Source organism: Persicimonas caeni (assembly GCF_006517175.1).
GTDB lineage: Bacteria > Myxococcota_A > Bradymonadia > Bradymonadales > Bradymonadaceae > Persicimonas > Persicimonas caeni.
Genome location: NZ_CP041186.1, coordinates 856178 through 881883, shown reverse-complemented (window position 1 = coordinate 881883; position 25706 = coordinate 856178). Strand labels below are relative to the sequence as shown.

Annotated in this window: 21 protein-coding genes and 1 pseudogene; 13 read left to right on the top strand and 9 right to left on the bottom strand. The window is 60.4% G+C overall.

The features are described from left to right. Nucleotides 1–76: 76 nt before the first annotated feature. Together FIV42_RS03340 and FIV42_RS03335 are read right to left on the bottom strand one after the other, a co-directional pair. Nucleotides 77–1720 (bottom strand): class I SAM-dependent methyltransferase, encoded by a 1644-nt coding sequence (locus FIV42_RS03340; RefSeq protein ID WP_141196302.1) that lies wholly within the window; start codon nucleotides 1718–1720, stop codon nucleotides 77–79. A 209-nt stretch (nucleotides 1721–1929) separates the two neighbouring features. Further along, nucleotides 1930–2118 carry a hypothetical protein gene (locus FIV42_RS03335; RefSeq protein WP_141196301.1) on the bottom strand — a complete coding sequence of 63 codons (189 nt, stop codon included), beginning with the start codon at nucleotides 2116–2118 and terminating at the stop codon, nucleotides 1930–1932. Between the two features lie 271 nt (nucleotides 2119–2389). On the opposite strand from FIV42_RS03335, the gene asd reads away from it, so the two are divergent. Together asd and FIV42_RS03325 are read left to right on the top strand one after the other, a co-directional pair. Then, a complete protein-coding gene (gene asd / locus FIV42_RS03330; RefSeq protein ID WP_168210365.1) occupies nucleotides 2390–3238 on the top strand; it encodes an archaetidylserine decarboxylase in 849 nt (282 codons plus the stop codon). 256 nt (nucleotides 3239–3494) lie between these two features. Beyond that, nucleotides 3495–5393 (top strand): class I SAM-dependent methyltransferase, encoded by a 1899-nt coding sequence (locus FIV42_RS03325; protein WP_141196299.1) that lies wholly within the window; start codon nucleotides 3495–3497, stop codon nucleotides 5391–5393. A 235-nt stretch (nucleotides 5394–5628) separates the two neighbouring features. Here the strand turns inward: FIV42_RS03325 and FIV42_RS03320 are convergent, their stop codons facing one another. The 3 genes from FIV42_RS03320 to FIV42_RS03310 form a co-directional block, all read right to left on the bottom strand. Then, nucleotides 5629–6183 (bottom strand): hypothetical protein, encoded by a 555-nt coding sequence (locus tag FIV42_RS03320; RefSeq protein WP_141196298.1) that lies wholly within the window; start codon nucleotides 6181–6183, stop codon nucleotides 5629–5631. A 43-nt stretch (nucleotides 6184–6226) separates the two neighbouring features. Next, nucleotides 6227–8446, bottom strand: coding sequence for a DEAD/DEAH box helicase (locus FIV42_RS03315; protein WP_168210364.1), 2220 nt, complete (start codon nucleotides 8444–8446; stop codon nucleotides 6227–6229). 267 nt (nucleotides 8447–8713) lie between these two features. Next, nucleotides 8714–9151 (bottom strand): DciA family protein, encoded by a 438-nt coding sequence (locus FIV42_RS03310; protein ID WP_141196296.1) that lies wholly within the window; start codon nucleotides 9149–9151, stop codon nucleotides 8714–8716. Between the two features lie 236 nt (nucleotides 9152–9387). Here FIV42_RS03310 and FIV42_RS03305 point away from each other — a divergent pair, with 236 nt between their 5' ends. The 8 genes from FIV42_RS03305 to rpoD all read left to right on the top strand — a co-directional run bounded on the left by FIV42_RS03305 (nucleotide 9388) and on the right by rpoD (nucleotide 18375). Beyond that, nucleotides 9388–10479 (top strand): fatty acid desaturase family protein, encoded by a 1092-nt coding sequence (locus FIV42_RS03305; protein ID WP_141196295.1) that lies wholly within the window; start codon nucleotides 9388–9390, stop codon nucleotides 10477–10479. A gap of 175 nt (nucleotides 10480–10654) precedes the next feature. After that, nucleotides 10655–10852: a 50S ribosomal protein L35 gene (rpmI, locus tag FIV42_RS03300; protein ID WP_141196294.1), complete on the top strand. Its 198-nt coding sequence runs from the start codon at nucleotides 10655–10657 to the stop codon at nucleotides 10850–10852. An 18-nt stretch (nucleotides 10853–10870) separates the two neighbouring features. Then, complete coding sequence (gene rplT, locus FIV42_RS03295) at nucleotides 10871–11227, top strand: 50S ribosomal protein L20 (RefSeq protein WP_141196293.1); 357 nt, start codon at nucleotides 10871–10873, stop codon at nucleotides 11225–11227. Between the two features lie 133 nt (nucleotides 11228–11360). Continuing rightward, a complete protein-coding gene (gene pheS / locus FIV42_RS03290) occupies nucleotides 11361–12392 on the top strand; it encodes a phenylalanine--tRNA ligase subunit alpha (protein ID WP_141196292.1) in 1032 nt (343 codons plus the stop codon). A 51-nt stretch (nucleotides 12393–12443) separates the two neighbouring features. Next, the gene (pheT, locus tag FIV42_RS03285) at nucleotides 12444–14924 is read left to right on the top strand and encodes a phenylalanine--tRNA ligase subunit beta (RefSeq protein WP_141196291.1); all 2481 of its coding nucleotides are present in this window, start codon (nucleotides 12444–12446) and stop codon (nucleotides 14922–14924) included. 296 nt (nucleotides 14925–15220) lie between these two features. Then, complete coding sequence (locus FIV42_RS03280; RefSeq protein ID WP_222615367.1) at nucleotides 15221–15508, top strand: integration host factor subunit alpha; 288 nt, start codon at nucleotides 15221–15223, stop codon at nucleotides 15506–15508. Nucleotides 15509–15602: 94 nt separating this feature from the next. After that, the gene (locus FIV42_RS03275; RefSeq protein ID WP_141196290.1) at nucleotides 15603–16328 is read left to right on the top strand and encodes a MerR family transcriptional regulator; all 726 of its coding nucleotides are present in this window, start codon (nucleotides 15603–15605) and stop codon (nucleotides 16326–16328) included. 421 nt (nucleotides 16329–16749) lie between these two features. Beyond that, nucleotides 16750–18375: an RNA polymerase sigma factor RpoD gene (gene rpoD / locus FIV42_RS31280; protein WP_141196289.1), complete on the top strand. Its 1626-nt coding sequence runs from the start codon at nucleotides 16750–16752 to the stop codon at nucleotides 18373–18375. 98 nt (nucleotides 18376–18473) lie between these two features. On the opposite strand, the gene moaD is transcribed toward rpoD, so the two are convergent. Then, a complete protein-coding gene (gene moaD / locus FIV42_RS03265; RefSeq protein ID WP_168210363.1) occupies nucleotides 18474–19187 on the bottom strand; it encodes a molybdopterin converting factor subunit 1 in 714 nt (237 codons plus the stop codon). A 115-nt stretch (nucleotides 19188–19302) separates the two neighbouring features. On the opposite strand from moaD, the gene FIV42_RS03260 reads away from it, so the two are divergent. Then, nucleotides 19303–20442 carry a serine/threonine protein kinase gene (locus tag FIV42_RS03260; protein WP_168210362.1) on the top strand — a complete coding sequence of 380 codons (1140 nt, stop codon included), beginning with the start codon at nucleotides 19303–19305 and terminating at the stop codon, nucleotides 20440–20442. 361 nt (nucleotides 20443–20803) lie between these two features. Next, entirely contained in the window at nucleotides 20804–22096 is a 1293-nt protein-coding gene (locus FIV42_RS03255) for a hypothetical protein (RefSeq protein ID WP_141196286.1), read from the top strand. 545 nt (nucleotides 22097–22641) lie between these two features. Here the strand turns inward: FIV42_RS03255 and FIV42_RS03250 are convergent. Next, nucleotides 22642–23175 (bottom strand): hypothetical protein, encoded by a 534-nt coding sequence (locus tag FIV42_RS03250; RefSeq protein WP_141196285.1) that lies wholly within the window; start codon nucleotides 23173–23175, stop codon nucleotides 22642–22644. Nucleotides 23176–23728: 553 nt separating this feature from the next. Next, a pseudogene (locus tag FIV42_RS03245) lies at nucleotides 23729–24148 on the bottom strand (transposase); the annotation flags it as partial. Between FIV42_RS03245 and FIV42_RS29965 the strand changes: the two are divergent. After that, complete coding sequence (locus FIV42_RS29965) at nucleotides 24147–24881, top strand: hypothetical protein (RefSeq protein WP_168210360.1); 735 nt, start codon at nucleotides 24147–24149, stop codon at nucleotides 24879–24881. The pseudogene FIV42_RS03245 and the gene FIV42_RS29965 overlap by 2 nt on opposite strands. 248 nt (nucleotides 24882–25129) lie before the next feature. On the opposite strand, the gene FIV42_RS03235 is transcribed toward FIV42_RS29965, so the two are convergent. Then, a complete protein-coding gene (locus FIV42_RS03235; protein ID WP_141196282.1) occupies nucleotides 25130–25675 on the bottom strand; it encodes a hypothetical protein in 546 nt (181 codons plus the stop codon). Nucleotides 25676–25706 lie beyond the last annotated feature (31 nt).

Below are 25706 nucleotides of genomic sequence, written 5' to 3'. Positions count from 1 at the left end.
ATACCAATACCGTCTGACGGGCCTTTCGAAGAGAATGTGGGAACAACTCGGATACGTCTTTCACGTGCACGCCTGATTATTCGGTGGTTTCTTCGACTTTCTCTTCGGAATCGTCCGAGTCGGAGCTTTCCTCATCCGAGTCGGCGTCGCCGTCGCTCTCTTCGGCCGCGTCGCTCTCGTCACTCTCGTCACTCTCGTCACTCTCGTCGCTTTCGTCGGTCTCGTCGGTCTCGTCGCTCTCGGCTTCGGAGGAATCTTCGTCGAGACCTTCGGCTTCCGATGAGTCCTCGTCCAACCCTTCGGCTTCGGAGGAGTCTTCGTCGAGGCCTTCGGCTTCCGATGAATCCTCGTCGAGGCCGTCCGACTCCGAGGATCCTAGCTCATCGAGCAACGGCTGGTCGTCCTCGTTTCGCAGTTCGGAGACCTTGAAGACGTTGGTCGTAGCTGTCTCAGAGAATTCGTTGGTGCCGGTTTCGCTCGTCGCGTCCTCCGGCACGAGATCCTCGTCGAGGCGATCCTCCCATTCGTGGACCTTCTGGACGAGGTGATCGATATACTCGTCGCGCTCGGTGATCGCGGCTTTGGTCTGATGCAAAATCTGGTCGAAGTCGCGGCGAACCTGTTGATACAGCTCGGTCAAATGGTTGAGCTGAGACTCGAGCTCGACCACGCGCGCCGGCTCGGCGCTGGGCGGCCGGGTCGGGCGCTTGCGCACACCCGTGGGCATATCGTCCCAATCGCCATCGACCTCGAACTCGTCCGTGGTCCGGCTGTCCTCGTCGATCGGCGGCGCCGGCTCGTCGAGCACCTCGTCGAAGGACGACGGCTCGCCGCCCAGGCGCTGGCGGACTTGCAGATCACCGATGACCTGCTCGAGGCGCTCGACGATGTTGTAATACGGCAGTCGAATCTCGCGAAGCGGGGGCGGCGGAAGATGGTCGTCACCGCAAAAGAAGATCTCGACGGCGGCCACTTCGGCGTCGTCCGAGCTCAAATGGCTGTCGACGGGGACCCACTGGCCGGCTCGGCGTGGGCCGGAGTCCGCGCCTGGCTTCTGCTCGGAGCGCCAAATCCCGCCTTCGGCACCGTCATCGGGCACGCGGCGCATCTGTTCGCTGTCGGGAATCTCTCCGCCGCCTTGCGGGCTCTCGGGCTCGAACACGTAGCTAACATGGGGGCGTTGGACCAAGCTCACGACCGTCTTGAAGTAGGTCGACAATTCGCCAATCTGCGGCACCCGGTTGTTCGACTGACCAATCGACACCTGGTCGGCCGCGCTAGTGTAGCCATAGCGAGGCAGCAAGCCTTCGATGCCGGCGACCTTCGTGCGCTCGAGCGCGCAGATATACTCGCCGCCGTCACGCAGGACCCGACGCACCTCCATGAGGAGGTTCGGATCGGTGATCGGCGAGGCGGGGTCGAGGCAGACGACCACATCGAAACTGTCGTCGGGGAAGTCGAGCTCCTCCCAGAACATGACGTGGAAATCTAGGCCCTGCTTGTCGTGTTTGACCTTGGCGAGTTGGACGATCTCGGGGCGGTGGTCGACGCCCTTGACCGACTCGGCGCCCAACTCGAGCAGCAGCGACGAGCCGATCCCGGTTCCACAACCGATGTCGAGCACGCGGCTGCCGCGGATGCGGTCACCAAGAAGAAGGTAGCGTGGGAGAAGGGCGTGCCATTCGCCGTCGAGCGTATGCGTTCCAAAATATCGGTTCATCGGCCTCAAGGTCGCGGCGCGCGCGCGAGACTCATCGCAGACAAGTCGGGTAGGCGCACGGACTTGGCAATCATTCTGTCAGATTCAGTTCCGCCGCGATTATAGGCAGAAGGTGTGCAGTCGCGCAATGTGAGCGAGCAACCCGTCGCAAGAAGAGGGTGTGGGGCAGGGGGACGACGGGCCGAGGAGAATGGGCCCGTGCGATCAAGTCAAAACCGTAGGCCCCATTCGGCACGATACTGAAGCCAACGGTAAGTCAGCCAGGCCGTCGCCGGGCCACCGGCGAGCAGAAACCACGGTGAAACCATGAAGACGAACAACACGGTCAGCGAAGCCGAGCCCATGGCGGCGTAGCCCTTCTGGCGGGCTGTCTGTTTGGTCAACTCGGTGCGTCTCATACATCCTCCCTGTTCAGGGATAAAACGGTCGGGGCCCGGTGAATGCACGAGTCCCCTCCACATACGCATTGTCAGTCCCAGCCCGGTCGCGTCAAGCGTCGAACGCCTGCTTTGCCGGCGAATCGACAGGCTGGGCTGGCGAAATGACAAGCCTTGCTGGCGAATTGACAAGGCGGCCGTGTCGATGCAAGGTCGCCGCGATTGAGCGGCACGCGCACGAATCGCCTCGCCCCAAGCCATCACCGTCGAAGAAGTGAGTCACGATATGGTCATGGAACGTATCGCCGTCCAGGCGCTGAAATTGCTCCCCAAAAACCTCGTCAGCCGCGCCTTCGGCTCGGTCTCCGAGGTCGAGCTTCCTCCTGCGCTCCAGGGCACGGTCAACCGCGTGTTTGCCGATTTTGCCGGGGTCGATTTGACCGAATCGGAGCAGGAGCCCGACGCGTATCCGAGCCTCAACGCCTTCTTTACCCGCAAACTGCGCGGGGATGCGCGTCCGGTCGCGACTCGAGACGCTGCTCAGGCCGTCTCGCCGGTCGACGGGGTGTTGAGCAACTTCGGCCCGATCGTCGAAAATACCCTCATTCAGGCCAAAGGGCGCGACTACCGTCTGGTCGATCTGGTGGACAGCGGCAAATACCGCCACGTCTTCGAGGGCGGACACTACGCCACGATCTATCTGTCTCCGCGCGACTACCATCGGATCCACGCTCCGGTGAGCGGCGATATCTCCAACGTCAGCTATATCCCGGGACACCTCTTCCCGGTCAACTCGTTCGCGGTGCGCAATATCGACGAGCTGTTCGCCGTCAACGAACGCCTGATTTCGTATATCGACAACCCCAAGCTGGGCAAAGTGGGCGTGTGCAAAGTCGGCGCAACCTGCGTGGGCCGCATCGGCGTGTCGTTTCACGACATCGAGACCAACCACCGCTTTCGGCGTCGGCGCGAACTCGAACTCGAGGAGCCGGTGGCCATCGACCACGGCGACGAGCTGGGACTCTTCAATCTGGGCTCGACGGTCATCGTGCTCATCGAACACCCCGACTTTGCTTTCGACCCGACACTCGCCACCGGCCAGCATCTCAAGATGGGTCAATTCCTCGGGGGCGTGGAGTAGCGCGGGCAATGCGCAATTTTCGCGGACCCAAAGACTTGTGAGACCGCAAGGGGTGCGCTACACTTCTGGGGCATTCGATCCGTGTTTTTGTATCGCCCGCCCCCGCGCGGGCTCGGTCTGTGCCGAGCTTGTGCGTGACAGCAGGCGAGACCCTTGATCGAACTTGATCGAGTCACCGCACGAGGAGCCTGAATCTGTGCCGAAGTCTGCTGATGAAACCGCGGGACGAGGGGACAATCTCCACGAAGATAGCGACGTGATCGAGCTTACCGAGGAGATCCCCCCCGGCGAATCCAAGTCCAAAGAATCGCCGGACCAACAGGCGGAAGACGAACTCGACGCGCTGACTCGTGAGATGCCCGAATTTCGCGTGCCCAACCAGAGTGGGTCTGCCAATTCGGCCGCCGAAGACCAGGGCGGCGAGGGAGTTCCCTCGGCGGCGATCCTGTCCGGGCGCAAGTCGAGTCGCAAAGCCCACACCGAGACTGCTCAGTCTGACCCACCCGACGCCGACGAGGCTCAATCGGGTGAGCGAGTGGCACCTCAGGCCAATGAGCGCGACGAGGAACTCACCTCGACAGTGGTCATGGACGCCGAAGCACGCCCCTCGCCTGAAGACGGCGACGAGCCTGCGGATCAGGCCGGTGCTCAGCAGCCGCCTGCCGACGAGGAGGTCGGCTACGACCGCCAAGAGATGGTCAAGACCATCCAGATGACCGCGATCGATCGGCGCGAATTCGAGCGTCAGGTCCAAGCCGAAGAATTCGACGAGTCGGAGCTGCTTCTCGACCACAGCCATTCACCGGATGTGTTGGTCTTTCCTCCGCGTGTTTTGACGACCCGATGGAAAGAGGGGGGACCACTGCTTCGTGCAGGTAAGGTCGAGCTTCCCTCTCAGGATGGTGAAGCGGAAGTCGAAGCAGTCCCGGTCGATGAGGGCGAAGAGGCTGCCACGGCTGACGAGCCGGCACTCGAACAAGAAGAGAGTGATGTCGTCGAGCTGAGCGATGAAGCCGTGGTCGACGACGAGGCCGACACCGCCGAAGTCGATGACGATCTTCCCGAGATCGAACCTGAAGCGGTCGAACTCGAACTCGACAGCGAAGCGATCGAAGACGCCAACGAAGTCAAGCCGCCGCCGCGGCCGACGCCGCCGCCTCAGAACCGTGAGGCGCGTCCGCCCCAGCAAGGCCCTCAGCAGCAAGGCCCTCAGCAACAAGGCAAGGCACAACCGGCCAAGAAGCAGCCACCGCGCCAAGGCGCAGCCAAGCCCGGCCCCGCCCAAGAGGAGGACGCCGAGCTGAGCGGGCTGGTTCAAGAGTTGCTCGACGAGAGCAAGCAGGCGCGTGAGCAGAAGAAGAAAAAGAAGCCTCAAAAGCCACGTTCCCCTCGCGACACTTGGTTCCAGAAGGTTTTCACCGAAGAGTACCTGCGCACGCTGCCCAAAGACATCCACCGGCAGACCAAGCGCGAAGTCGATTTTATCGAGGAGAGTTTCGACCTTGGTGAAAACGACCGCGTTCTCGACCTGGCGTGTGGCTTCGGCCGCCACTCCATCGAGTTGACTCGGCGCGGCTTCGAGGTCGCCGGCCTCGACCTGTCGATGCCGCTGTTGCAGAAGGCGCTCAACGAGGCTCAAAAGCAGTCGCTATCGATCAAGTTCATCCACGGCGACATGCGCGAGCTCTCCTTCGAGGGGATCTTTAGCGCCTGCTTCATCTGGCAGACCTCGTTCGGTTACTTCGACGACCAGACCAACTTCCGCGTGCTGCGCGGGATTCACCGCGCGCTTCGTCCGGGTGGGCGTCTGCTCATCGATGTGCTCAATCGCGACCACATCGTCACCAAGATGCCTCACCGCCTATGGTGGGAGGGCGTCGACTGCGTCTTCCTCGAAGAGGTCGAACTCGACCACCGCACGAGCGTGCTGCACACCAAGCGATCGTTTATCTACGAAGACGGCTCGCCTCCGCTCGAGCAGAACACGTTCATTCGGATTTATTCGCTGCACGAGCTCGTTCAACTGCTGCGAGCGGCCGGCTTCGCCGTGCGCGAGGTCAGCGGAGAGCTCCACCACCGCGGTCAATTCCTGGGCCCGGCGAGTTCGCGGATCATCTTGCAGGCACAGAAACGTCCGCCCAAAGGGCGCAAATAGGCGGGAGAGTAACAGTGAAGAAATAAAAGAGCGAAAAAGTAAAAGAGTGAAGAAGTAAAAGAGCGAAGAAGTAAAAGAGTAAAGAAGTAAAAGAGCGAAAAAGTAAAAGAGTAAAGAAGTAAAAGAGAAGCGGGCGACCCAGCTGGGCGCCCGCTCCTCTTTTTTGCTCTTTAGCTTCTTTGCTCTTTCGCTTCTTTGCTCTTTAGCTTCTTTGCTCTTTCGCTCTTTCGCTCTCTTACTTCTCTTCAAGCACGCTGACCTCGCCGATCTTGTCGAGCAGCAAGAGTCCGTTCTCGGAGTTTACGAACTGCTGGGCCATCTGTTTGTAAGTGCCCTCGAAGGTATGCGTCTCGCCGACTTTGGTCTTCGCCTTCTCGAAGAACTCGCGGTCGAAACCGACGACCATGAGCTCCTTTTCCGCTCCCTCTTCATCTTGGATGATGTAGTGAGGTTGCGGGCAAGGCTCGCCGGTCTTCTTGGCCTTCTTGGGGTCGCAGTCACCCAGAATCTGGGTGACGACCCCTTTGACGCGCACCCGATTCTCCAGGTGCTTGTCTTTGTATTGAATGATCCCCTCGACGCGAAGCGTGCCGTCGTCGTTCTTCTCGGGGATATTGAACGCCGAGGCCGGCGGAGGCGAAGGCAGGTCGACCTGTGCCGGGGGCATATTCGGGTCGGTCGCCTGCTCGTCCTTCTTCGTCTCGGACTCTTCGCAGGCAAACGCCAAGCTTACGGCCAGCATCAGGGCGATGAGAGTTGCTGCGCGACCGCACGATTTGCCAAAACCCATAAACCAGTCTCCGTGGTTCGAGAACCGTCGCCGGCCGGCACGTCTACTTGCGTGCAGGCTCGGCGGTAAGGCTAACGCCTTTCCATTCCTGATTGTTCATCGCCTTGATGATGTCATAAAAATAGTCTTCGCGCACCTGCACAAAACTATAGCTGCTCTGCACGGAGACATCGCCGAAGTCTTCGGGGGCAAATCCCGACATGTAGCAGATCATGTCGAGAAGCTCCTTTTCGTCGTCGAAGTGGTCGCGTCCGACGTTCATGTACATCTTGGAGACCGGGAAGCTCGGAGTTTGCGGCTTCGACTCGGTCGACTTCGATTGGGACTGCTTGGTCTGGCGCGACTCGCTGCTGCGGCTCTTGCGACCATTGCTGCTGCGGCTCTTGCGGCCTTTGCTGCCGCGGCTCTTGCGGCCTTTGCTGCTGCGGCTCTTGCGGCCTTTGCTGCTGCGGCTCTTGCGACCTTTGCTGCTGCGGCTCTTACGACCTTTGCTGCTACGCGAGCGTGACTTGCTGCCGCGCGATCGTCGTCGCTTGGCGCCGCTCTTACCCTCGGTCGTCGGTTTTTCCTCGGTCTTCGTCTCGCCGCGCTTTTGAGCGCCGCGCGAGCGCCGACGACGCCGCTTGGGCCGCTCGGTCTCTTCCGGAGCCGGAGCCGCTTCGGCCTCGACGGCCACGGCTTGCTCGGCCGGCTGTTTCTCGACGGAGCGCTCACGCTTGCGCGTACGCTCCTTTCTGGGCGCCTTCTCCTCTTTGGCGGCCTTTGCTTCGGCGGCCTTGGCTTCCTCTTCTTTCTTCTTCGGCTCGGGCTGCTTGGGCGCTTCCTTTTTGGTCGGCTCCTGCTTGGTCGTTTCGGGACGGCCGGCTTCCGGAGTGGGCGCCAGCGGGGACGCCGACTTCAGGAAGGCGCGTCCGGTGACGGCGTCGCGTTTCTTCGGGTCACGCACGACGGCTTCACCCAGCGACAGGAGGCGCGCGAGCATCTGAACACGCTCGTCGTTATCCTCGCCGTTGGTCGTCTCGAGCAGTTGGCGAGCCATGCCGAGCTTGCCGCCGTAGGGGATGCGCGACAGCTCCATGATCTGGCTGGTCAACTCTCCGAGGCGGCCTCGTTCCTGGGCCTCGACGATCTCGTCGGCGGTCGGCAACTCGCGATGGGTGATGTCGATGTCGTACAGCGACATGATATCGAAGTGAGTGGCCATCTCCGCCGGGGAGACCAGGCTGACCGCGCGGCCAGATTTGCCGGCGCGCCCGGTTCGACCGGTGCGGTGCACGTAGACTTCGGCAGACTGGGGCAGCGTGTAGTTGATGACGTGGGTAAGGTCGGTGATGTCGATGCCACGTGCGGCAACGTCGGTGGCGACAATGAAGTCGACCTTGCCCTCGCGCATCTCGCCGAGGGTCTTCTCACGCTGCTTTTGGGGCAGATCACCGTTGAGCACTTTGGCGCGGTAGCCGTGGCGCTGCAAGAACTTGGTGACGGTGAACGTATCGTCGCGGGTGTTGGCGAAGATGATCGCGCTTTCAGGCTTCTCGTATTCGATCACCTTGAGCAGATCGCGCTCGCGGCCGACTCCGCGGCAGCGGAAGTAGACGTGCTCGACCGCCTCGGCGGCGACCTGATCGCCCGACAGCGAGATGTACTCCGGATAGTAGAGCATCCCCTTGGCCAGCGCTTTGATATCTTCGTTGACCGTGGCCGAGAAGAGCAGCGACTGGCGCTCCTCGGGCAGAAAGTCGACGATGGCGTTGAGCTCTTCGCGGAAGCCCATCGACAGCATCTCGTCGGCCTCGTCGAGGCACAGGATGCGCAGGTTGCTCAGATCGATCGATCCGCGCTTGGCCAAGTCGAGCAAGCGACCGGGGGTCGCCGAGACGATCTGGGCGGTCTCGAGCGCCTTGTACTGCTTTTCGTACGAGGCGCCGCCGTAGATGGCCGTGGCCGACAGGTCTTTGTACTGCCCCAATCGTTCGAACTCTTTGCAGACCTGCTTGGCCAACTCGCGAGTGGGGGCGAGTACCAGCACGTCGATGCGGCCCGGCTTGGGCTCGAGCATCTCGATCGTCGGAATGGCAAACGCCGCGGTCTTTCCCGAACCCGTCTGAGACTGCACGATCAGGTCGATACCCGCCAGGATGAGAGGAATAGACTCAGCCTGGACCGGAGTGGGGCGCTTGTAGCCGACGGTGCGCAGGGCCTTGAGCATTTCGTCGCTCAAGTAAAAATCGTCAAAGGACTTCTCAGAGGTGGTTTCTACCATGCTCTCACGTGTGCGATAGAGGCTTGCTTGTTTACGTGTGGCCGGTCGCAAATATCGACTTGACGAGGCCCGACGCCCGCACGCTGCGGACGTTGGAGGCGAATGCGCCAGAGTTTCGTTTTGTGGGTCAGGACCCGGCAGGCGATACATTTGCGAACGACCTGCCGGACCGGCGTAGGTGCACAGGCCGGCAGCGTCACGCATTCAATATAGGAACTAAGAAGATGGCGCAAGTCGGGTCGGCGAACAAACCCCGTCGACAATGGCTCAGTCGTCGCGCTCGAGGTGGCCGCGGATGCGCAGCATGATCTCGCGGGTGGAGGCGTCGAGGCGATCGAGATCCTGGCGCACACTCTCGTCGACCTCGCTGCTCTGCGGCGCGTCTTGCGACGCAGCGCGCGCTGCCTTCGGCGCCGGGGGGAGCGACTCGACGACAAATTTCAATTCGTCGACCGGCCAGGGCAGCAATCGTTGAATCTTGCCGTGGATGCGTCGGTGGTTGCGGCGCACTTCGTGGAGCCAGTGCTCGCTGGCCACGCCCACCGTCAGCACGCCGTTGTCCCAGCCCGTTGGTTGTGTGCGATGACACAGCGGCTCGCCCAACAGCGTGGGCCAAACCTCGCGCAACAGGTTCAAGGACGGTCCGTTGGCCGCCGAAGCTTCGGCGCTCGTCTCGAGGATGGTGCGAAAGACTTTGGAGAGCATAAGGCTGGTCCTGATTCGAGGTCGGCCCCAGCATACCGCTCAACTCGCTTGCTGCAAGGTCATCGCCTTGCCCGGAGCACTCCACTGTCAAATAAAAGTGACATTATATATCCTCCCGAGTGTTCTATCGTGTACACGGGCGAGATGATCGCCTGTCTCGGTAGTTTCGAGACGCGTTATTGGGGGCGCTTTTCTTCCTACCACTTATCTAGGTCTCCTCTCGCTAAAAGGCAGTAATGAGCTCCAGCTCACAGAAGGTCACCTTCGACAATCGAGACAATCGCGACTTCGCCACGGCGGTCAAAACACGCGTCGACACCTATTTTAAGGAGCGGGGCATGTCGAAACATGCCAATGGCGCGATGATCGTGAAGACGCTTGTGCTGTTCGGGCTCTACTTTGGTTCCTACGGCTTAATTATCAGTGGCCTACTTCCGCTGTGGGCGATGTGGGCGATGTGCTTCGTGATGGGCGTGGGGATGGCGGGCATCGGCTTTTCGATCTCCCATGACGCGTTGCACGGGGCCTATTCGTCGAACAAGGCCGTCAATCGATGGCTCGGCTTGAGCTTCGATCTGCTCGGGGCGAACGGCTATATCTGGAAGATCACTCACAATGTGATCCACCACACCTACACCAATATTCACGGTCACGACGAAGATCTGGAGGTCGCTCCGTTCATTCGTTTGTCACCGCACACCGACCATCACTGGATCCACCGCGTCCAACACGTGTTGGCCTTCGCCGCCTACAGCCTGGCCACCTTCTTTTGGGTCTTCGTCAAGGATTACAAGTACTTCCTGCAGCGCGACCTGGGGCCGTATAAAGACAAGAGCCATCCGGCGAGCGAGTGGGTGATTTTGGTGGTCACCAAACTCGTCTACTACGGCTACACCATCGCGGTGCCGCTGCTGGTCCTCGACTTGGCCTGGTGGCAATTCTTGATCGGTTTTCTGACCGTACACCTCACTGCAGGGCTGATCTTGGGCGTGATCTTCCAACTCGCCCATGTCGTCGAGGAGACCGAGCACCCCGAGCCGAACGCGGACGACGAGATCGCAGAGCATTGGCTGATCCACCAGATGCGCACCACCGCGAACTTCGCGCGCGATAACAAGTTCCTGAACTGGTATATCGGCGGGTTGAACTTCCAGATCGAGCACCATCTGTTTCCGCGCGTCTGCAGCGTGCACTACCCGGCGATCGCACCCATCGTCGAGCGCACGGCGCGCGAGTTCGACGTCCCCTACAATGTCCACGAGACCTTCTCGGAGGCGGTGCGTTCCCACTACCGCACGCTCAAGCGCTTTGGCCGGCCAAACGGGTAGTGTCGGGGGCTGGAGAGGCACAAATAAAAAAGCATTTGATATTTTCGAGTCAATCCGGTAGTCACTCTCACCCGTTTTCGGTCCCGGTCCGGGAACGATTGTGCTACGACGCTCGTTAGTCGCATGAGATTGAGATAGATGGGCGGCTCCGGTCGCCCAGCAAAGAGAGGAAGCTATGCCGAAAATGAAGACACATCGCGGCGCCGCTAAGCGATTCAAAGTGACCAAGAGTGGAAAGGTCAAGTATCGCAAAGGCTTTCGCAACCACATTCTGACCCACAAGAGCAGCAAGCGTAAGCGCCACCTGCGCAAAGACGGCTACCTGACCAAGGCCGACGCCAAGCGCATCAAGCAACTGCTGCCCTACAAGTAATTTTAACGAGGTGCCCTAATGCCGCGCGTCAAACGAGGAACCAAAGCACGCCGCCGCCGCAAGAAGATCTTGAAGGCCGCTAAAGGCTACTACGGTGGTCGGCGTCGTCTGTACAAAAACGCCAAAGAGACCGTCCACCGTGCGTGGGCCTACGCTTACCGTGACCGCCGTCAGCGCAAGCGCCAGTTCCGTCGCCTGTGGATCACGCGTATCAACGCGGCCGCACGCCAGAACGGCATGAGCTACAGCAAGCTGATGGGTGGGCTGAACAAAGCCGGCGTCGAGCTGGACCGCAAGGTTCTGGCCGACATGGCCGTCTTTGACCCCAAGGGCTTTACCAAGGTCGTGGAGACGGCGCGAGAAGCTCTGGGCTAAGCCTACATCGGGCTGAGCTGTTCAGCCTGCATCGAAAGTTCGCGTCGCCCCGCACCGGTAATCTCGTTGCGGGGCGTCGTCGTTTCTTGTAAACCGCGATTCGCATTCGAACCGTACCAAACCGAGGCACTCGATGAACGTGTCGGAACTCGAAACCAAATTGGAACAGCTCGCCGACGAAGCCGTCGGAGAGTTGGAGGGCGCCGAGCGCAAAGAAGACGCCATCCAGATCAAAAACCGTTACCTGGGCCGCAAAGGTGGAGTCCAGGAGCTCATGAAGTTGATTCGTGAGCTTCCCAACGAGGAGAAGCCGGCCGCCGGCCAGGCCTCTAACCGAGCCAAGGGCACCATCCAGCAGGCTTTCGAGGCGCGCGTCGACGCGTTGGAGAAGGCCGAGCTGGAGCGTCGGCTGCAGAGTGAGCGGATCGACGTGACCCTGCCGGCGCGCACGCCCGCCGTGCGCGGCGGACATCCGCTGGCCGAGGTCGAGCAGGAGCTTATCTCGGTCTTCGCCGACATGGGCTTCGACGTGGCCAAAGGGCCCGAAGTCGAAGAGGATTTCTACAACTTCGAGGCGCTCAACTTCCCGCCGGACCACCCGGCGCGCGATATGCAGGACACCTTCGTGCTCGAAGATGGCCGCCTCCTGCGCACCCACACCTCGCCGGTGCAGGTGCGCACGATGCTCGCCTACGAGCCGCCCGTGCGCGTCATTTCACCGGGGCGGGTCTACCGCTGCGACGCCGACGTGACTCACAGCCCCGTCTTCCACCAGGTCGAGGGGCTTCTGGTCGACGAGGACGTCACCTTCGCCGATCTGAAGGGCACGCTGCATCATTTCGCCGAGCGCGTCTTCGGGCCGGGAACCCCCGTTCGGTTCCGGCCGAGCTACTTCCCGTTCACCGAGCCGAGCGCCGAAGTCGACGTGGGCTGCATCTTCTGCGAAGGCGAAGGCTGTCGTGTGTGCAGCCACACCGGTTGGCTCGAGATTCTGGGCGCCGGCATGGTCGATCCGAACGTCTTCGAGGCCGTGGGCGTCGATTCGGACAAGTACACCGGGTTTGCCTTCGGCATGGGCGTCGAGCGTATCGCCATGCTCAAGCTGGGGATCAACGATATCCGCACGTTCTTCGAGAACGATCTGAGGTTCTTGAGGCAGTTCTAGCCATGAGCCGAAACCTCGAGACTTCAAGACTCAAGACTCAAGAGAACTACAATGAAAGTAAGCTGGAACTGGCTCCAAGAGTGGGTGGATCTCGACGGACTCGCTGTCGATGAGGTCGTCCATCGTCTGACGATGGCCGGCCTGGAGGTCGACGGCGTCGAGCGATTGGGCGAGGGCGCCGATGATATCGTCGTGGCCCGTATCGATCAGATTCGCGAGCACCCGAACGCCGACAAACTCGTGTTGTGCGACGTCGACTACGGCGCCGATGAGTTCACGCAGGTCGTCTGCGGGGCGAAGAATATGGGCGAGGGCGACTATGTGCCCTTGGCGCTTCCGGGCAGTAGCCCTCCCGGCGTCGACTTCGAGATCGTCTCGCGCAAGGTGCGCGGGGAGATGTCGAGCGGCATGCTGTGCAGCGCCGACGAGCTCGATCTGGAGGAGGAGTCCGACGGGCTCTTGCTCTTGCCCAAGACGCTCGAGTTGGGACGGCCGGTGTTCGAGGCCCTCGACCTCAAGGAAGTGGTCATCGAGATCGACCTGACGCCCAATCGCCCCGACTGCCTCGGCCATATGGGCGTGGCCCGCGAACTCGCCGCGCTGTACGGCCGCGAATTGAAGACGCCGGAATCCTTCGGCGGCGCTGCACCGTGGGAAGGCGAGGGCGACCAGGCTACCGACGCCGCCCCGCTGACGGTCGAGGACGCCGATGGCTGCCCGCGCTACCTGTTCGCGGTGATGGAAGATGTCAAAGTCGGCCCGAGCCCAGCCTGGCTCAAGGCGCGACTGGCCGCAGTGGGGCTTCGCAGCGTCAACAATATCGTCGACGTGACCAACTACGTGCTCATGGAACTCAACCAGCCCCTGCACGCCTTCGACCTCGACGAGCTGTCGGGGCCCGAAATTCGCGTGCGGCGGGCAGGAAAGGGCGAGACGATGGTCGGCATCGACCATAACGAGTACGAGCTCGATCCGGCCGATCTCGTGATCGCCGACAGCGAACGCCCCGTGGCGATCGCCGGCGTGATGGGAGGCGAGGAGACCGAGGTGGGCGACGAGACCACCCGCATCCTCATCGAATGCGCCTACTTCGACCCGACGACCGTGCGAAAGAGCGCCAAGCGCCACTCGCTGCACACCGACTCGAGCCATCGCTTCGAGCGCGGCATCGACCCTGCCGGGCTTCCGAAGGCCTTGGCGCGTGCCGTGCGCTTGATGGTGAAGGCCCAGGAGCACCTCGGCGCCGAGCCGAAGGTGCGCGCAGGGATCGCCGAAGCCACAAGCGAAGGCGTCACCGAGCCGGCGACGACCGTGCTCGCCAAGGGGCTGAGCGAGCGTGTTCTGGGGGCGAACCTCACCGAGCAGGCGGTCGAAGAGCACCTGACGGCGCTGGGCATCGCGCTCGTCGAGCAGGATAGCGCTTGGGCGTGCACGATCCCGACGTACCGACCCGACCTGACGCGGCCGATCGATCTGGTCGAAGAGGTCGCGCGGATGCACGGCTACGACAATATCCCCGAGCAGCTCCCGCGCTCGTCGATGGGATATGCCCACACGATTCGTCCCGACGCCGAGGAGCGTCCGACCATCGTGTCGCGGCCCGACCGTGACGTGCGCAATCGAATTCGTACTCAGTTGCTCTCGTTCGGTCTATTCGAGGTCGTCAATTACGGCTTCATGTCACCCGAAGATCTCGACGTGCTGCGCCTCGCCGAAGGCGATCGTCGCCGCGAGACGGTCGACCTCGCGAACCCGCTCATCGCCAGCGACCGTCACATGCAGACCACGCTTGTGCCCGGTTTGTTGGACAACCTGCAGACGAACCTCGCCCAGCGCACCCACGATGTTACGCTGTTCGAGTTTGGTCGGCGCTATTTCCCCGACGAAGAACGTCCGACGCTGGCGCTCTTGATGAGCGGCCGAAAAGAGCAGCACTGGAGTGGCGACAGCGAGTGGGACTTCTTCGATCTCAAAGGCGTCATCGAAGCGATCTGTCGCCCCTTTGCCACCGGTGAGCTCGAGTGGCAGGTGCCTTCGGAGCAGGAGCCGTATTTGCATCCGGGCGTGCAGGCCGAGTGGAGCGGCGGGGACAATTTGATTGCTCGCGCCGGTCGTCTGCATCCGGCGGTGGCCGCCGAACTCGACGTCGAGCAGGATGTGCTCGTGGCCGAAGTCTATCTCGACGCCTTGTTCGAGCTGGGCCGACGCGAGATGGGTTATACCGCACTGTCACGTTACCCGGCCGTCACTCACGACTTTGCGCTCTTGTACGACCTCGACGCGCACTACGCCGATCTCGAGGGTGCCGTAGAGCGACTGGCGACCGAGAACGACGAGTTCGGTCGGATCTTTGAATCGGTCGAGCTCTTCGACGTGTATTCTGGTGAGCAGGTCGCCGAAGGCAAGCGCTCTTTGGCGCTGTCGGTGGTCTACCGTTCGTCCGAGAAGACGCTCACCGACGAAGACGTCGAGCGAGCCGATAATCTGCTTGTCGACTGGCTCGAAGGCGAAGTCGGCGCGACCCTGCGTTGATCTGAACAACGGGACGCGGCGCTATGACCCGGCGCCGCGTCCCGTATTCTCTTCTCCCTCAGCCGGCATCCCCGCCGCCCTCCCGCCCCTCGATTCCTGCGCCATTCGACCTCGCGACCTCCACGTAATTACTGAGCATTTTCGCCGCCTTCTCAATCTTGCTCCTTGAATAAATGATCTGATACGGCTACAAAATGCGTGGTTGATTGACGGGTGGTCGGGGGACCGCACTGCTCGCTGATCAGTGCGATCTTTCAGTGACTTATTGAAATTTTTAAAGACAGGAGAAGTAGTCCATGACGATGACCAAGAACGAATTGGTGGACTCTGTCTATGAAACCGTTGGTGTGACCAAGAAGGAAGCCTCCGACTACGTCGACACCGTGCTCGAGACGATCAAAGAGACGCTCGAAGAAGGCGAGGAGCTCAAGGTCAGCGGCTTCGGCAAATTCGAAGTGCGCCACAAAGGAGAACGTGTGGGTCGTAACCCGCGCACCGGCGTCGAGATCATGATCCCCGAGCGCAAAGTGCTTCGGTTCAAGGTCAGCCAGGTGCTCAAAGACGAGCTGAACGGCGACGCCTGAGAGCTGCTCGGATGAGTTGAGTGAATGGCTGTTGTCGAGTAAATGGTTGTAGACGTTAACGCTGTCGAGCTTCGCGCAGTGCAGGAGTTTTTGGATGAGTCAACTGGACGCGATCACGATCCCCGACAAGACGTACTTCAAGATTGGCGAGGTCGCCAAGCTGCTCGATCTCGAGCCGTACGTGTTGCGTTATTGGGAGAGCGAGTTCGACGTGCTCGACCCCGATAAGACCGACAGCGGTCAGCGGGTCTATCAGCGCGCAGATATCGAGCTGATCGTCCAGATTCGCGACCTTCTGTATAACGAGATGTTCACCATCGCCGGCGCGCGTCGCCAGCTCGAACTCGAGCGCGAAGGCAAGCCCTGCTACGCCAACGCAGACGTGGTGGCCGATGATGGTAGGGCAGAGGAGCTCGAGGCCGAGAATGCCCGGCTTCGCGACGAAGTCGAGGAGCTGAGCGCGCGTGTCGACGAGCAGGTCGACTCGCAGCCTGACATGTGGGAAGACCGACTCGCCTCACAGAGCCAGCAAATCGAAGCACTCGAGGTCGAGTTGGCCGAGTCCACGAAGACCGTCCAGACGCTCCAGGTCGAGCTAGCCGATTCCAGGGAGACCATCGAAAGCCTCGAGGTCGAGCTGGCCGCTTCCAAAGAGACCGTCGAAAGTCTCGAGGTCGAGTTGGCCGAAGCGAACCAGACCATCGCTGGGCTCGAAGACAAGCTCGCCGAGAAGAGCCGAGGCGGACTCGATCCGCGAATCGTCCGTGGGCTGCGCGAGCAGCTCCAGGGCTTGGCGCGCGCCGCGCAGAGGCCCGTATGACCTACGCGGATTCCGACAAATCGATTTGAAGTAGAGGGCTGCGGCGACCATGCCGTGGCCTATTTTTTTGTCGATCACGACGCAATTTTTTGGATGTGCACGCATTTTGCACGTTGATCGTGGCGAGTGAGACTTCTTCCGGCTTATCTGGAGGTTCGATAAGGTTCTCCAGGTCTCTATCCGGGGCCGGAAGAAGATGCTGCTGCTGCATGTTGCATGTGTAGAAACCCGGATAGGCATCGATGCGAGGCAGCTTTTGGGCGGTTGTACGTCGAAGAGCCGGCCAGCGCGCAGATGCAATGCCTGTCGCACAGACAGGGCTCGGGAACGGGTGCGAGCGGTGTAAATTTTTCACAGCCTATGACATCGGTGTCATGGGTGTGACGAGAATCCGAGGCTTCTCGAAGGTCAGGGCGAAGACATGACGGAGCGATCGCAGGTGATGGACGCAAACGGGACGGGTTCTGAGGCAGTTGCCGATGAGAAGGAACGCGAGGATCTTATCTCCGAGCGCAAGAAGCGACGAAAGGCAAACCGCCTCAATCGCACGCGTGTGGAGTCTTGGCGTGATCTCGACCCGGTCAAGATGTACTTGAAGGGGATTGGCGAGGTGAGTCTGCTCGACCGGGCCGGTGAGGTCGCCGTCGCCAAGGAAATCGAGGCGGGGCGCAAAGAGTGCTTCGACATCATTGTCACCAGCACCGCCGGCATCGGCATGATCTTGGAGCTGCCCGAGCGCCTCATCGACGGCAGCGCCCGCGCCCGTGAGGTCTTCGACGAGTATACGCCCAGCGCCGATGACAGCGACATGCCTGTCGCACCGGAGGTGTTCGCGCGCTTCGACCGCGTCGAAGCCGCCTACAAAAAGGTGTGCAAGGCGCAAGACAAGCTCGTCGACCTGGCCGAGCAGCAAGCCGACGACGCCAAGCTCGACAAGGCGCGCAAAAAGCTCGACGCCGCTCAGGAAAAGCTGGTCGAATCGATCCACGGCGCCCAGCTCTCGCAGCGTTTCTTCAATGAGATCGCCAACCGCTTCAAAGACGCGATGGATAATATCCAACGCTGCGAGAGGCGCATCGAAGATCGCTACCGTCGCTGTTACGTGCGGCGCGCGGAGCTCGAAGAGCTGATGGAAAAGCAGCGGGCCGGCGAGGAGATCAATTTCTCGAAGCTTCCCTTTGACGAGCGCTATCTCGAGCAGACCCGCCAGGTCGTCGAGTCGTCACGCGCGATCATCGAGTCGATCGAGCAGGAGTTCCACCTCCCCAAAGACAAGCTCATCGAGAAGGTGCTGCTCATCAAGGCCGGCGAGCGCCGCGCCGACCGGGGCAAGGCCGAGATGATCCGCGCTAACTTGCGGCTCGTCGTCTCCATCGCCAAGAAGTACGTCAACCGCGGCATGCACTTTTTGGATCTCATCCAAGAGGGCAATATCGGGCTGATGCGCGCAGTCGAGAAGTTCGAGTATCAGCGTGGTCACAAATTCTCGACCTATGCCACCTGGTGGATCCGCCAGGCGATTACACGAGCTATCGCCGACCAGGCGCGCACCATCCGTATCCCGGTGCACCTCATCGAGACGATCAACCGCATCTCGCGCACCTCACGTGAGCTCGAGCAGGAACTCGGCCGGGAGCCGAACGCCAAGGAGATCGCCGAGAAGCTCGACATGGAGATCGACTCGGTGCGCCGGGCGCTGCGCATTTCGCGCCACCCGGTCAGCCTCGAGACCCCTGTGGGCGACGAGGACGACAGTCAACTCGGTGACTTCATCGAAGACGAGAAGGCTGCGGACCCGGCCGAGGAAGCGTTCACCCAGAACCTCAAAGACGAGACCAAGTCGCTGCTGGCTTCGCTGACCCCGCGCGAAGAGAAGATCTTGCGCATGCGCTTCGGCATCGGCGAGAAGACCGACCACACCCTCGAAGAGGTCGGCCAAGACTTCAACCTGACACGCGAGCGTATCCGCCAGATCGAAGCGAAGGCGCTCCAGAAGCTGCGCCAGCCCGAAAAAGCGGCCGATCTGAAGATCTTTTACGAAAATTAAAACCGCGCACTAACCACGGAGACCTCCGGGAGCACGGGGGACTACTTTCTTTGAGCAGTTCTCCGTGTCCCCGTGCTCACCGTGGTGAATTGTTAGTCCTATGGCCCCATGCCGATCCACTCGGCGCCGTCGGGGCCGACTTCTTTTTTCCAAATAGGCACGATCTCCTTGAGCCGGTCGATGGCGTATTGGCACGCTTCGAAGGCCGCGGCGCGATGGGGGCTGGAGACGGCGATAACGACCGCCTTCTCGCCGATTTCGAGGCGCCCGTAGCGGTGATGGATGGCAATTTGGCACTGCTCCCACTTCTCGGCGACCTCCTCGCCCGTCTGCACGAGCTTGTCGAGGGTCATCTCCAGGTAGGTTTCGTACTCGAGGTGGCTGACGTCATGGTCGCCGGTGTGGTCGCGCACCACGCCCTCGAACAAGACGATGGCGCCGGCCTCGGGGCGGGTGACATGCGTGCGCACCCGGTCGGTGTCGAGCGCTTCGAGCGTAATCCGGAAGGCCCCGGTCGGGTCCTCGAGTTCAGTCGGCTCGTCTTCGGAGCGTGGCTCTTCGCCCGCGCCGCCGGACACCGGCGGGATCAACGCGATCTCGTCGTCGGCGGCGAGCCGGGTCGTCTCGTCGGCGAAGTCGCGGTTGACCGCCACGCGAACGAACTTCTTCATGCGTCCGATCTCCGGATGGGCTCCCTCGAGGGCTCGCCACAAGTCGGCGACGGTGGGGGCGTGCGCGTCGATTTCGATGGTTTCTTCGGCCGTTCCGAAGCGTTCGCGCAGGCCGGCAAAATATTTGATTTGTAGTTTCATAAGCGTGGCGCCTCGGTTCCTGAACGAATTTTTTGACACCTTCTGATTCTGCGGCATCATGACCTCACACGTCGCACGGATGCGACTGCATTGGTCGAAACCATGGAGGGTTTTGATGACCGCGATTCACCGAAAGCCGCGTCTCGAGCCAGGCGAGCCCGAGCCGACGCTTCGCTACGGCGATACATTTGGCAATTACGTCATCAACGGCTTTGCCGGCAAGGGCGCCACGAGCTACGTCTACGAGGCTCGCCCCCGCGATACCTTCTCGAAGGTGGCCGTCAAGGTGCTGCACCCACACCTCTTGGCGGATCCGAGCAAGCGCAGAAAGTTCTACCGCGAGGCGCGCATCATGATGCGTATGCGTCACCAAAACGTGGTGCGCTTTCACGAGATCCTCGAGATTGACGGGCACCTTGCCTACGTCATGGAGTATATCGAGGGCGTCACGCTCGAAGAGTGGATGAAGTCGCAGGCCGAGCATGCAGACCAGATGGAGCTCGCTTGTCTGTTCACCGACATCCTTCGCGGGCTCACTCACGCACACCGCCACGGCGTCGTCCACCGCGACATGAAGCCGGCCAACGTGCTGATCACTCCGCATAGTGGACGCTACGTCGCCAAGATCATCGACTTCGGGCTCGCACGCTTCGCCGACCAGCCGCTCAGCCAAGAAGAGCGCGCCAAGATCGCCGGAACCGCCGCGTATATCTCGCCCGAAGAAGTCACCGACCCCGACAGCGTGGGGCTCTCGAGCGACATCTACAGCCTGGGCGTCATGCTCTACGAAGCGGCCTGCGGCAAGCGCCCGTTCGACGGAGCCACGCCGCGCGAGCTACTCGAGGCGCATGCCCACGCCGAGCCGGTGCGCCCGCGCGAGGTCAACCCGGCGATCTCACCCGAATTCGAAGAAGTCATCATGCGTACGCTGAGCAAGCGCCCCGAGACGCGCTTTGACTCGGCGCCCGAGATGATCCAGGCGCTCGAGATGGCCATTCAGAAGGCCATGCGCGCCGAGATGGAGAAGGTTGCCTTGGAGAACGCGGCCACCACCGAGTGGTCGCGCGCCATGATGGACCCGACCAAGCATGGCAACTCGCCCGCTGGGCGCAACAACGCCATGATGCTCTACCTGATGATGTGTATGCGCGCGCTGTTCACAGTGATTGCTTCGACCGGCGCGACCCATGATGAATCTGATGCTCATTACCTGAGCCGCGCGCACGACGCCGATCTCAACTTGCCGATGTGTTGACACTGTCGCTTATTGATGGATGTGTGACTGCTTCACTGTCCGCTGAATGCTCACAATTGGATGAGTGATTTTTGAGGGAGCGCCGCCAAAGGCGCTCCCTTTTCTGCCTCTGAGGGCCTTCAGAGGTCGATTTTTGTGCGATAATGTGGGTGCGCTTGACTCTGCATTTTCGTTCGGTAGAGTTGCAACGCTCGACGAGCAAGCGAATTTTTTGTGTCACCCACGTGAAAGTGACGCAATTTCAGGGGCTTTGAGCCTCTTGTTCGTCGACGGGTGGGGGAGAGCATTGAGGTTTGGCCGCGACTTTACGGTGGCTGCATTTGGTTTTGCTGAGGTTAGTCAACTTATTAAGGTAAGGACGATGAACACGATTTTTAGACTTTGCGCCGCGCTTTGTTTGATCGCCGGCGTCTCGGTTTTCGGCGTCGCCTGTGGCGATGACAACAATGAAGGTGGCGGCGACGATTGCCCCTCGGGCGAAGTCAGCCTTGTGGTCAATGGTGAAGAAGGCTGCTATCCGGCATGCAGCACCGACGACGAGTGCACCGAAGCTGGCGCGACCTGCCAGCAGGGTGGTTGCGTTGGCGGTACCGGCACTGGCAACAACGACAACGATGCTGGCACCGACGACGACGGCGGCACCGGTGGCGGTTGCGCCGAGGGCGAGCTCGAAGTTCAGATCGACCAGCAAGGCAACACCGAGTGCTTGGCCATCTGCTCCGCGGACAGCGATTGCACCGCTCCCGAAGAATGCATCGAGCTCCAGTCGGGCGACAGCGTTTGCTACGAGCTTCCGAGCGGCAACGCGACCTGCTCCGAGGTCTTCGACTGCTACAACACCTGTGAGACCAACGCTTGCGTTTCCGAGTGTCTGGCCAATGGTACCCGCGACGCCCAAGACGCCTTCGAGGCGATGCTGACCTGCGCCAACGACAACTGCGAGAACAGCCAAGATCCGAACTGCTTCCGCAATAGCTGCACCACCGAGATCGAAGCCTGCGCCGACTGCGCCGCCGGCGAAGTCGAGGTCAACTTCGGTTGTGCGACTCCGTGCACGGACGCCACGGAGTGTGGCGCTGACGAAGAATGTGTCGATCCGTACCTCGGCGCCGGCGAGGATGGTCAGAAGTACTGCTCCTACAGCCCGGACAATCTGGGCGGTGCCTGCGCCGACAACCCCGACTGTGGCGGTCCGGATCCGTCGGTGACCGAGCAGGGTGGTGGCTTCTGCAACACCAACGTTGATGGTGGCTTCTGCCTCGCGGTTTTCTGCAACTACGGACTTCAGTATGGTCCGACCACCGGCTGCGGTTTGGAAGCGATTTGCGGCGGACAAGATGACGGTCAGGGGGGCACCATTGGCATTTGCCAGCCGCTGTGCAGTGAGAACACCGACTGCCTCCGTGGTGATACCGGAGAGTTCTCGTGCAACGTCGTCCAACTGGACCAGGATGGATCGCCTCTCGGTCTCTGCAGCCCGTCCTGCGCGACTGACGCCGACTGTCAGTTCCAAGACGGAACCCAGGGTCGCTGCAACGACAGCAGCTACTGCGAAGTTCCCTGCGAAGGCGACGGTGCTGACTGCACCGATCGTGGCGGCGTCTGCACCGACTTCGACGGCACCGAGTACTGCGTGTTCGACGCCGCTCAGTAAGGCGTCGGATACAACCTTCGTTTGAGTAACCACTCAAACGATTGAGGCCGCCGGGCGACTTCGCCCGGCGGTCTTTTTTCTTTTTTCTTTTTTCTTGCGCGTGTGGGTCCAACGCGGACAGCCTGGTACCTACAGGGGAGCGTTGAATTGAGAGGGATTGCAGCGAACATCTTTCGCAAGGTTCATGCTCCGCCAAGGCTTCTACCTTTCTGGCGCGAAACGTGAAGATGAAAGCAAGATCGCTGGGGCACGAAGGAATTACGAGTACGGAGGACCGTCCTCAATTACGCAACTTAACTGGGGGCGACGGCGAGATACTGACTCGGAAGGTCATGAACCTCGGATAGTTCGCATCCCCAAGTTGCATCGGAAAGAGAAGACGTACCTAAAGGCCGCCAAGACTGACCATAGAGTCTTGGCGGCCGTGTTGAGAGATTGACGTGACCGCCGGCGCTACATTTGCCGAAAGTCGCCCCGAGGCTGTTGGGCTGCGATAGTGACTCAAGACTACAAGCGCCGAGTCTCGTGGCTGAATCGCTCAGGAGTCAATAATAGGGGGCGGCCAAATACTTGATTGTAACATTGTAACTCCCACCGAGAGCAGCCGGCACTTGGCCACGGATGATATAGTTCCACCCGTCTTCGTACTCGCTACAAGAAGTCGGACTGAAAAGAATCGGGTTAGTCCACCCATCGAGTTCGACAGTGGCTTCGATACTCGTCGTCGACCCATCAGAAGCTAGACTCGTCTCCAGACGGTGACTCCCAGACATTGTCGGATACCCCTCTGTTTCGGCGCTCTTTTCGCACATATACTGCCAAGGGTAAGACATCGTCGGACAGTTGGAGAAGTTGACTTCGTTCAAATAGTCTCCTTCCTCATGGTCGGAAACCGTACCCCAGGGGGTGACGACCGTAACGTCGGTATAGTAGCCGAAGAGGTTGTCATTATAGATATTAAACCACATGTCGCCGACGGCATCCTCACAGGCAATTGTGGCTGCAGCACCAGTACTGGAGAGCAGGGTGCTCGTCGCGAACAAAAGAAAAGAGAGACTCCGTTTTTTCATCTTCAACATTCGATACTCCACGTGAATGAAAATAAAATGCGTCTGCGCTAGTAGGCAGGTGCCCCCCCCAATTGAAGAGGCATTGAATTGATTGTGCTGCTGTTGGGGGGAGGTGTCAAGTGTAGCGGGTTTGTGGCTTTAAGGACGGTTAAAGGGTGTTCTTGAGGAGCCCTGGGTTGATGTTTGTAGGCGTTGCTGGTACCCGTTTAGCACTTCGTGCAAGTCTGGCGGGAGTCGTTGGTGCACTCAGTGCTGTGGTTGAATGTCGTCGGCAACGAGTGTTCGACTCGATGCATTAAGCCGCAACGAGTCACATCCAAACGTATGCCCAGTTAATCAACGGCACGAGAACTCGAACACTTGATTTTTTCAATTGATTGAGGAGTAGAGCATGGACGTTCGGAAATTTCTAGCGGGATCAAGTCCGATCGACTGGGTAAATTCGCTCTCCGCAGGCTGACTTCTTTTCCTCACTCAGCGGCTGGTAAAAGCGCGTCCTCTTGGGTGTGATTCGCCCGCTTCCAGTCGTAGCATTCTTCCATCTTCAGATACCGTCCTCGATGAGCCGCTCGAGCATGTTCGTGGTGCGCAGCCTGCGATGATACTTCTCCGGCAGGTCGAGTACGGCCGTGGCGTCTTCCATGCCCAGCTCGAGCATCTCGATAGCCTTGTCGGCCTTGCCTTCGAGTTCGGCGGCCAGCTCGTTGAAAGCCTGGCGAGCAGCGTTCTTATCGTCGGCCTTAAAGATGCGGTCTAAGCCCCCGTGCCGCGCGTCCTGGTGGCGCTTGGGCGTGCGGTCGCTGAGGTTCCGGCGAAAGTGCGTCTGGCATCGCTGCCAGCTCGCGCCCTGGAAGCATTCATGCACTGCATTGACCAGTCCCTGGTGGGCGTCGCTGACCCCGTACTCGACGCCGTGAAGCCCTCGGTCTTTGATCCAGCGAAACGTCTCTTTCCAGCTCCTCTCGCACTCCGAGTCGGCGATGCGCACCAACGACAACTGCGAGAACAGCCAAGACCCGAACTGCTTCCGCAACAGCTGCACCACCGAGATCGAAGCCTGCGCCGACTGCGCCGCTGGCGAAGTCGAGATCAACTTCGGTTGTGCGACTCCGTGCACGGACGCCACGGAGTGTGGCGCTGACGAAGAATGTGTCGATCCGTACCTCGGCGCCGGCGAGGATGGTCAGAAGTACTGCTCCTACAGCCCGGACAATCTGGGCGGTGCCTGCGCCGACAACCCCGACTGTGGCGGTCCGGATCCGTCGGTGACCGAGCAGGGTGGTGGCTTCTGCAACACCAACGTTGATGGTGGCTTCTGCCTCGCGGTTTTCTGCAACTACGGACTTCAGTATGGTCCGACCACCGGCTGCGGTTTGGAAGCGATTTGCGGCGGACAAGATGACGGTCAGGGTGGCACCATTGGCATTTGCCAGCCGCTGTGCAGTGAGAACACCGACTGCCTCCGTGGTGATACCGGAGAGTTCTCGTGCAACGTCGTCCAACTGGACCAGGATGGATCGCCTCTCGGTCTCTGCAGCCCGTCCTGCGCGACTGACGCCGACTGTCAGTTCCAAGACGGAACCCAGGGTCGCTGCAACGACAACAGCTACTGCGAAGTTCCCTGCGAAGGCGACGGCGCTGACTGCACCGATCGTGGCGGCGTCTGCACCGACTTCGACGGCACCGAGTACTGCGTGTTCGACGCCGCTCAGTAAGGCTGGGTGACGGCGAGATACTGACTCGGAAGGTCATGAACCTCGGATAGTTCGTATCCCCAAGTTGCATCGGAAAGAGAAGACGTACCTAAAGGCCGCCAAGACTGACCATAGAGTCTTGGCGGCCGTGTTGAGAGATTGACGTGACCGCTGGCGCTACATTTGCCGAAAGTCGCCCCGAGGCTGTTGGGCTGCGATAGTGACTCAAGACTACAAGCCACGAGTCTCGTGGCTGAATCGCTCAGGAGTCATAGGGACTCAACTTCATGGGGGACGGCCAAATACTTGATTGTAACATTGTAACTCCCACCGAAAGCAGCCGGCACTTGGCCACGGATGATATAGTTCCATCCGTCTTCGTACTCACTACAAGAAGTCGGACTGAAAAGAATCGGGTTAGTCCACCCATCGAGTTCGACAGTGGCTTCGATACTCGTCGTCGACCCATCAGAAGCTAGACTCGTCTCCAGACGGTGACTCCCAGACATTGTCGGATACCCCTCTGTTTCGGCGCTCTTTTCGCACATATACTGCCAAGGGTAAGACATCGTCGGACAGTTGGAGAAGTTGACTTCGTTCAAATAGTCTCCTTCCTCATGGTCGGAAACCGTACCCCAGGGGGTGACGACCGTAACGGCGGTATAGTAGCTGAAGGGGTTGCCATTATAGACATCAAACCACATGTCGCCGACGGCATCCTCACAGGCAATTGTGGCTGCAGCACCAGTACTGGAGAGCAGGGTGCTCGTCGCGAACAAAAGAAAAGAGAGACTCCGTTTTTTCATCTTCAACATTCGATACTCCACGTGAATGAAAATAAAATGC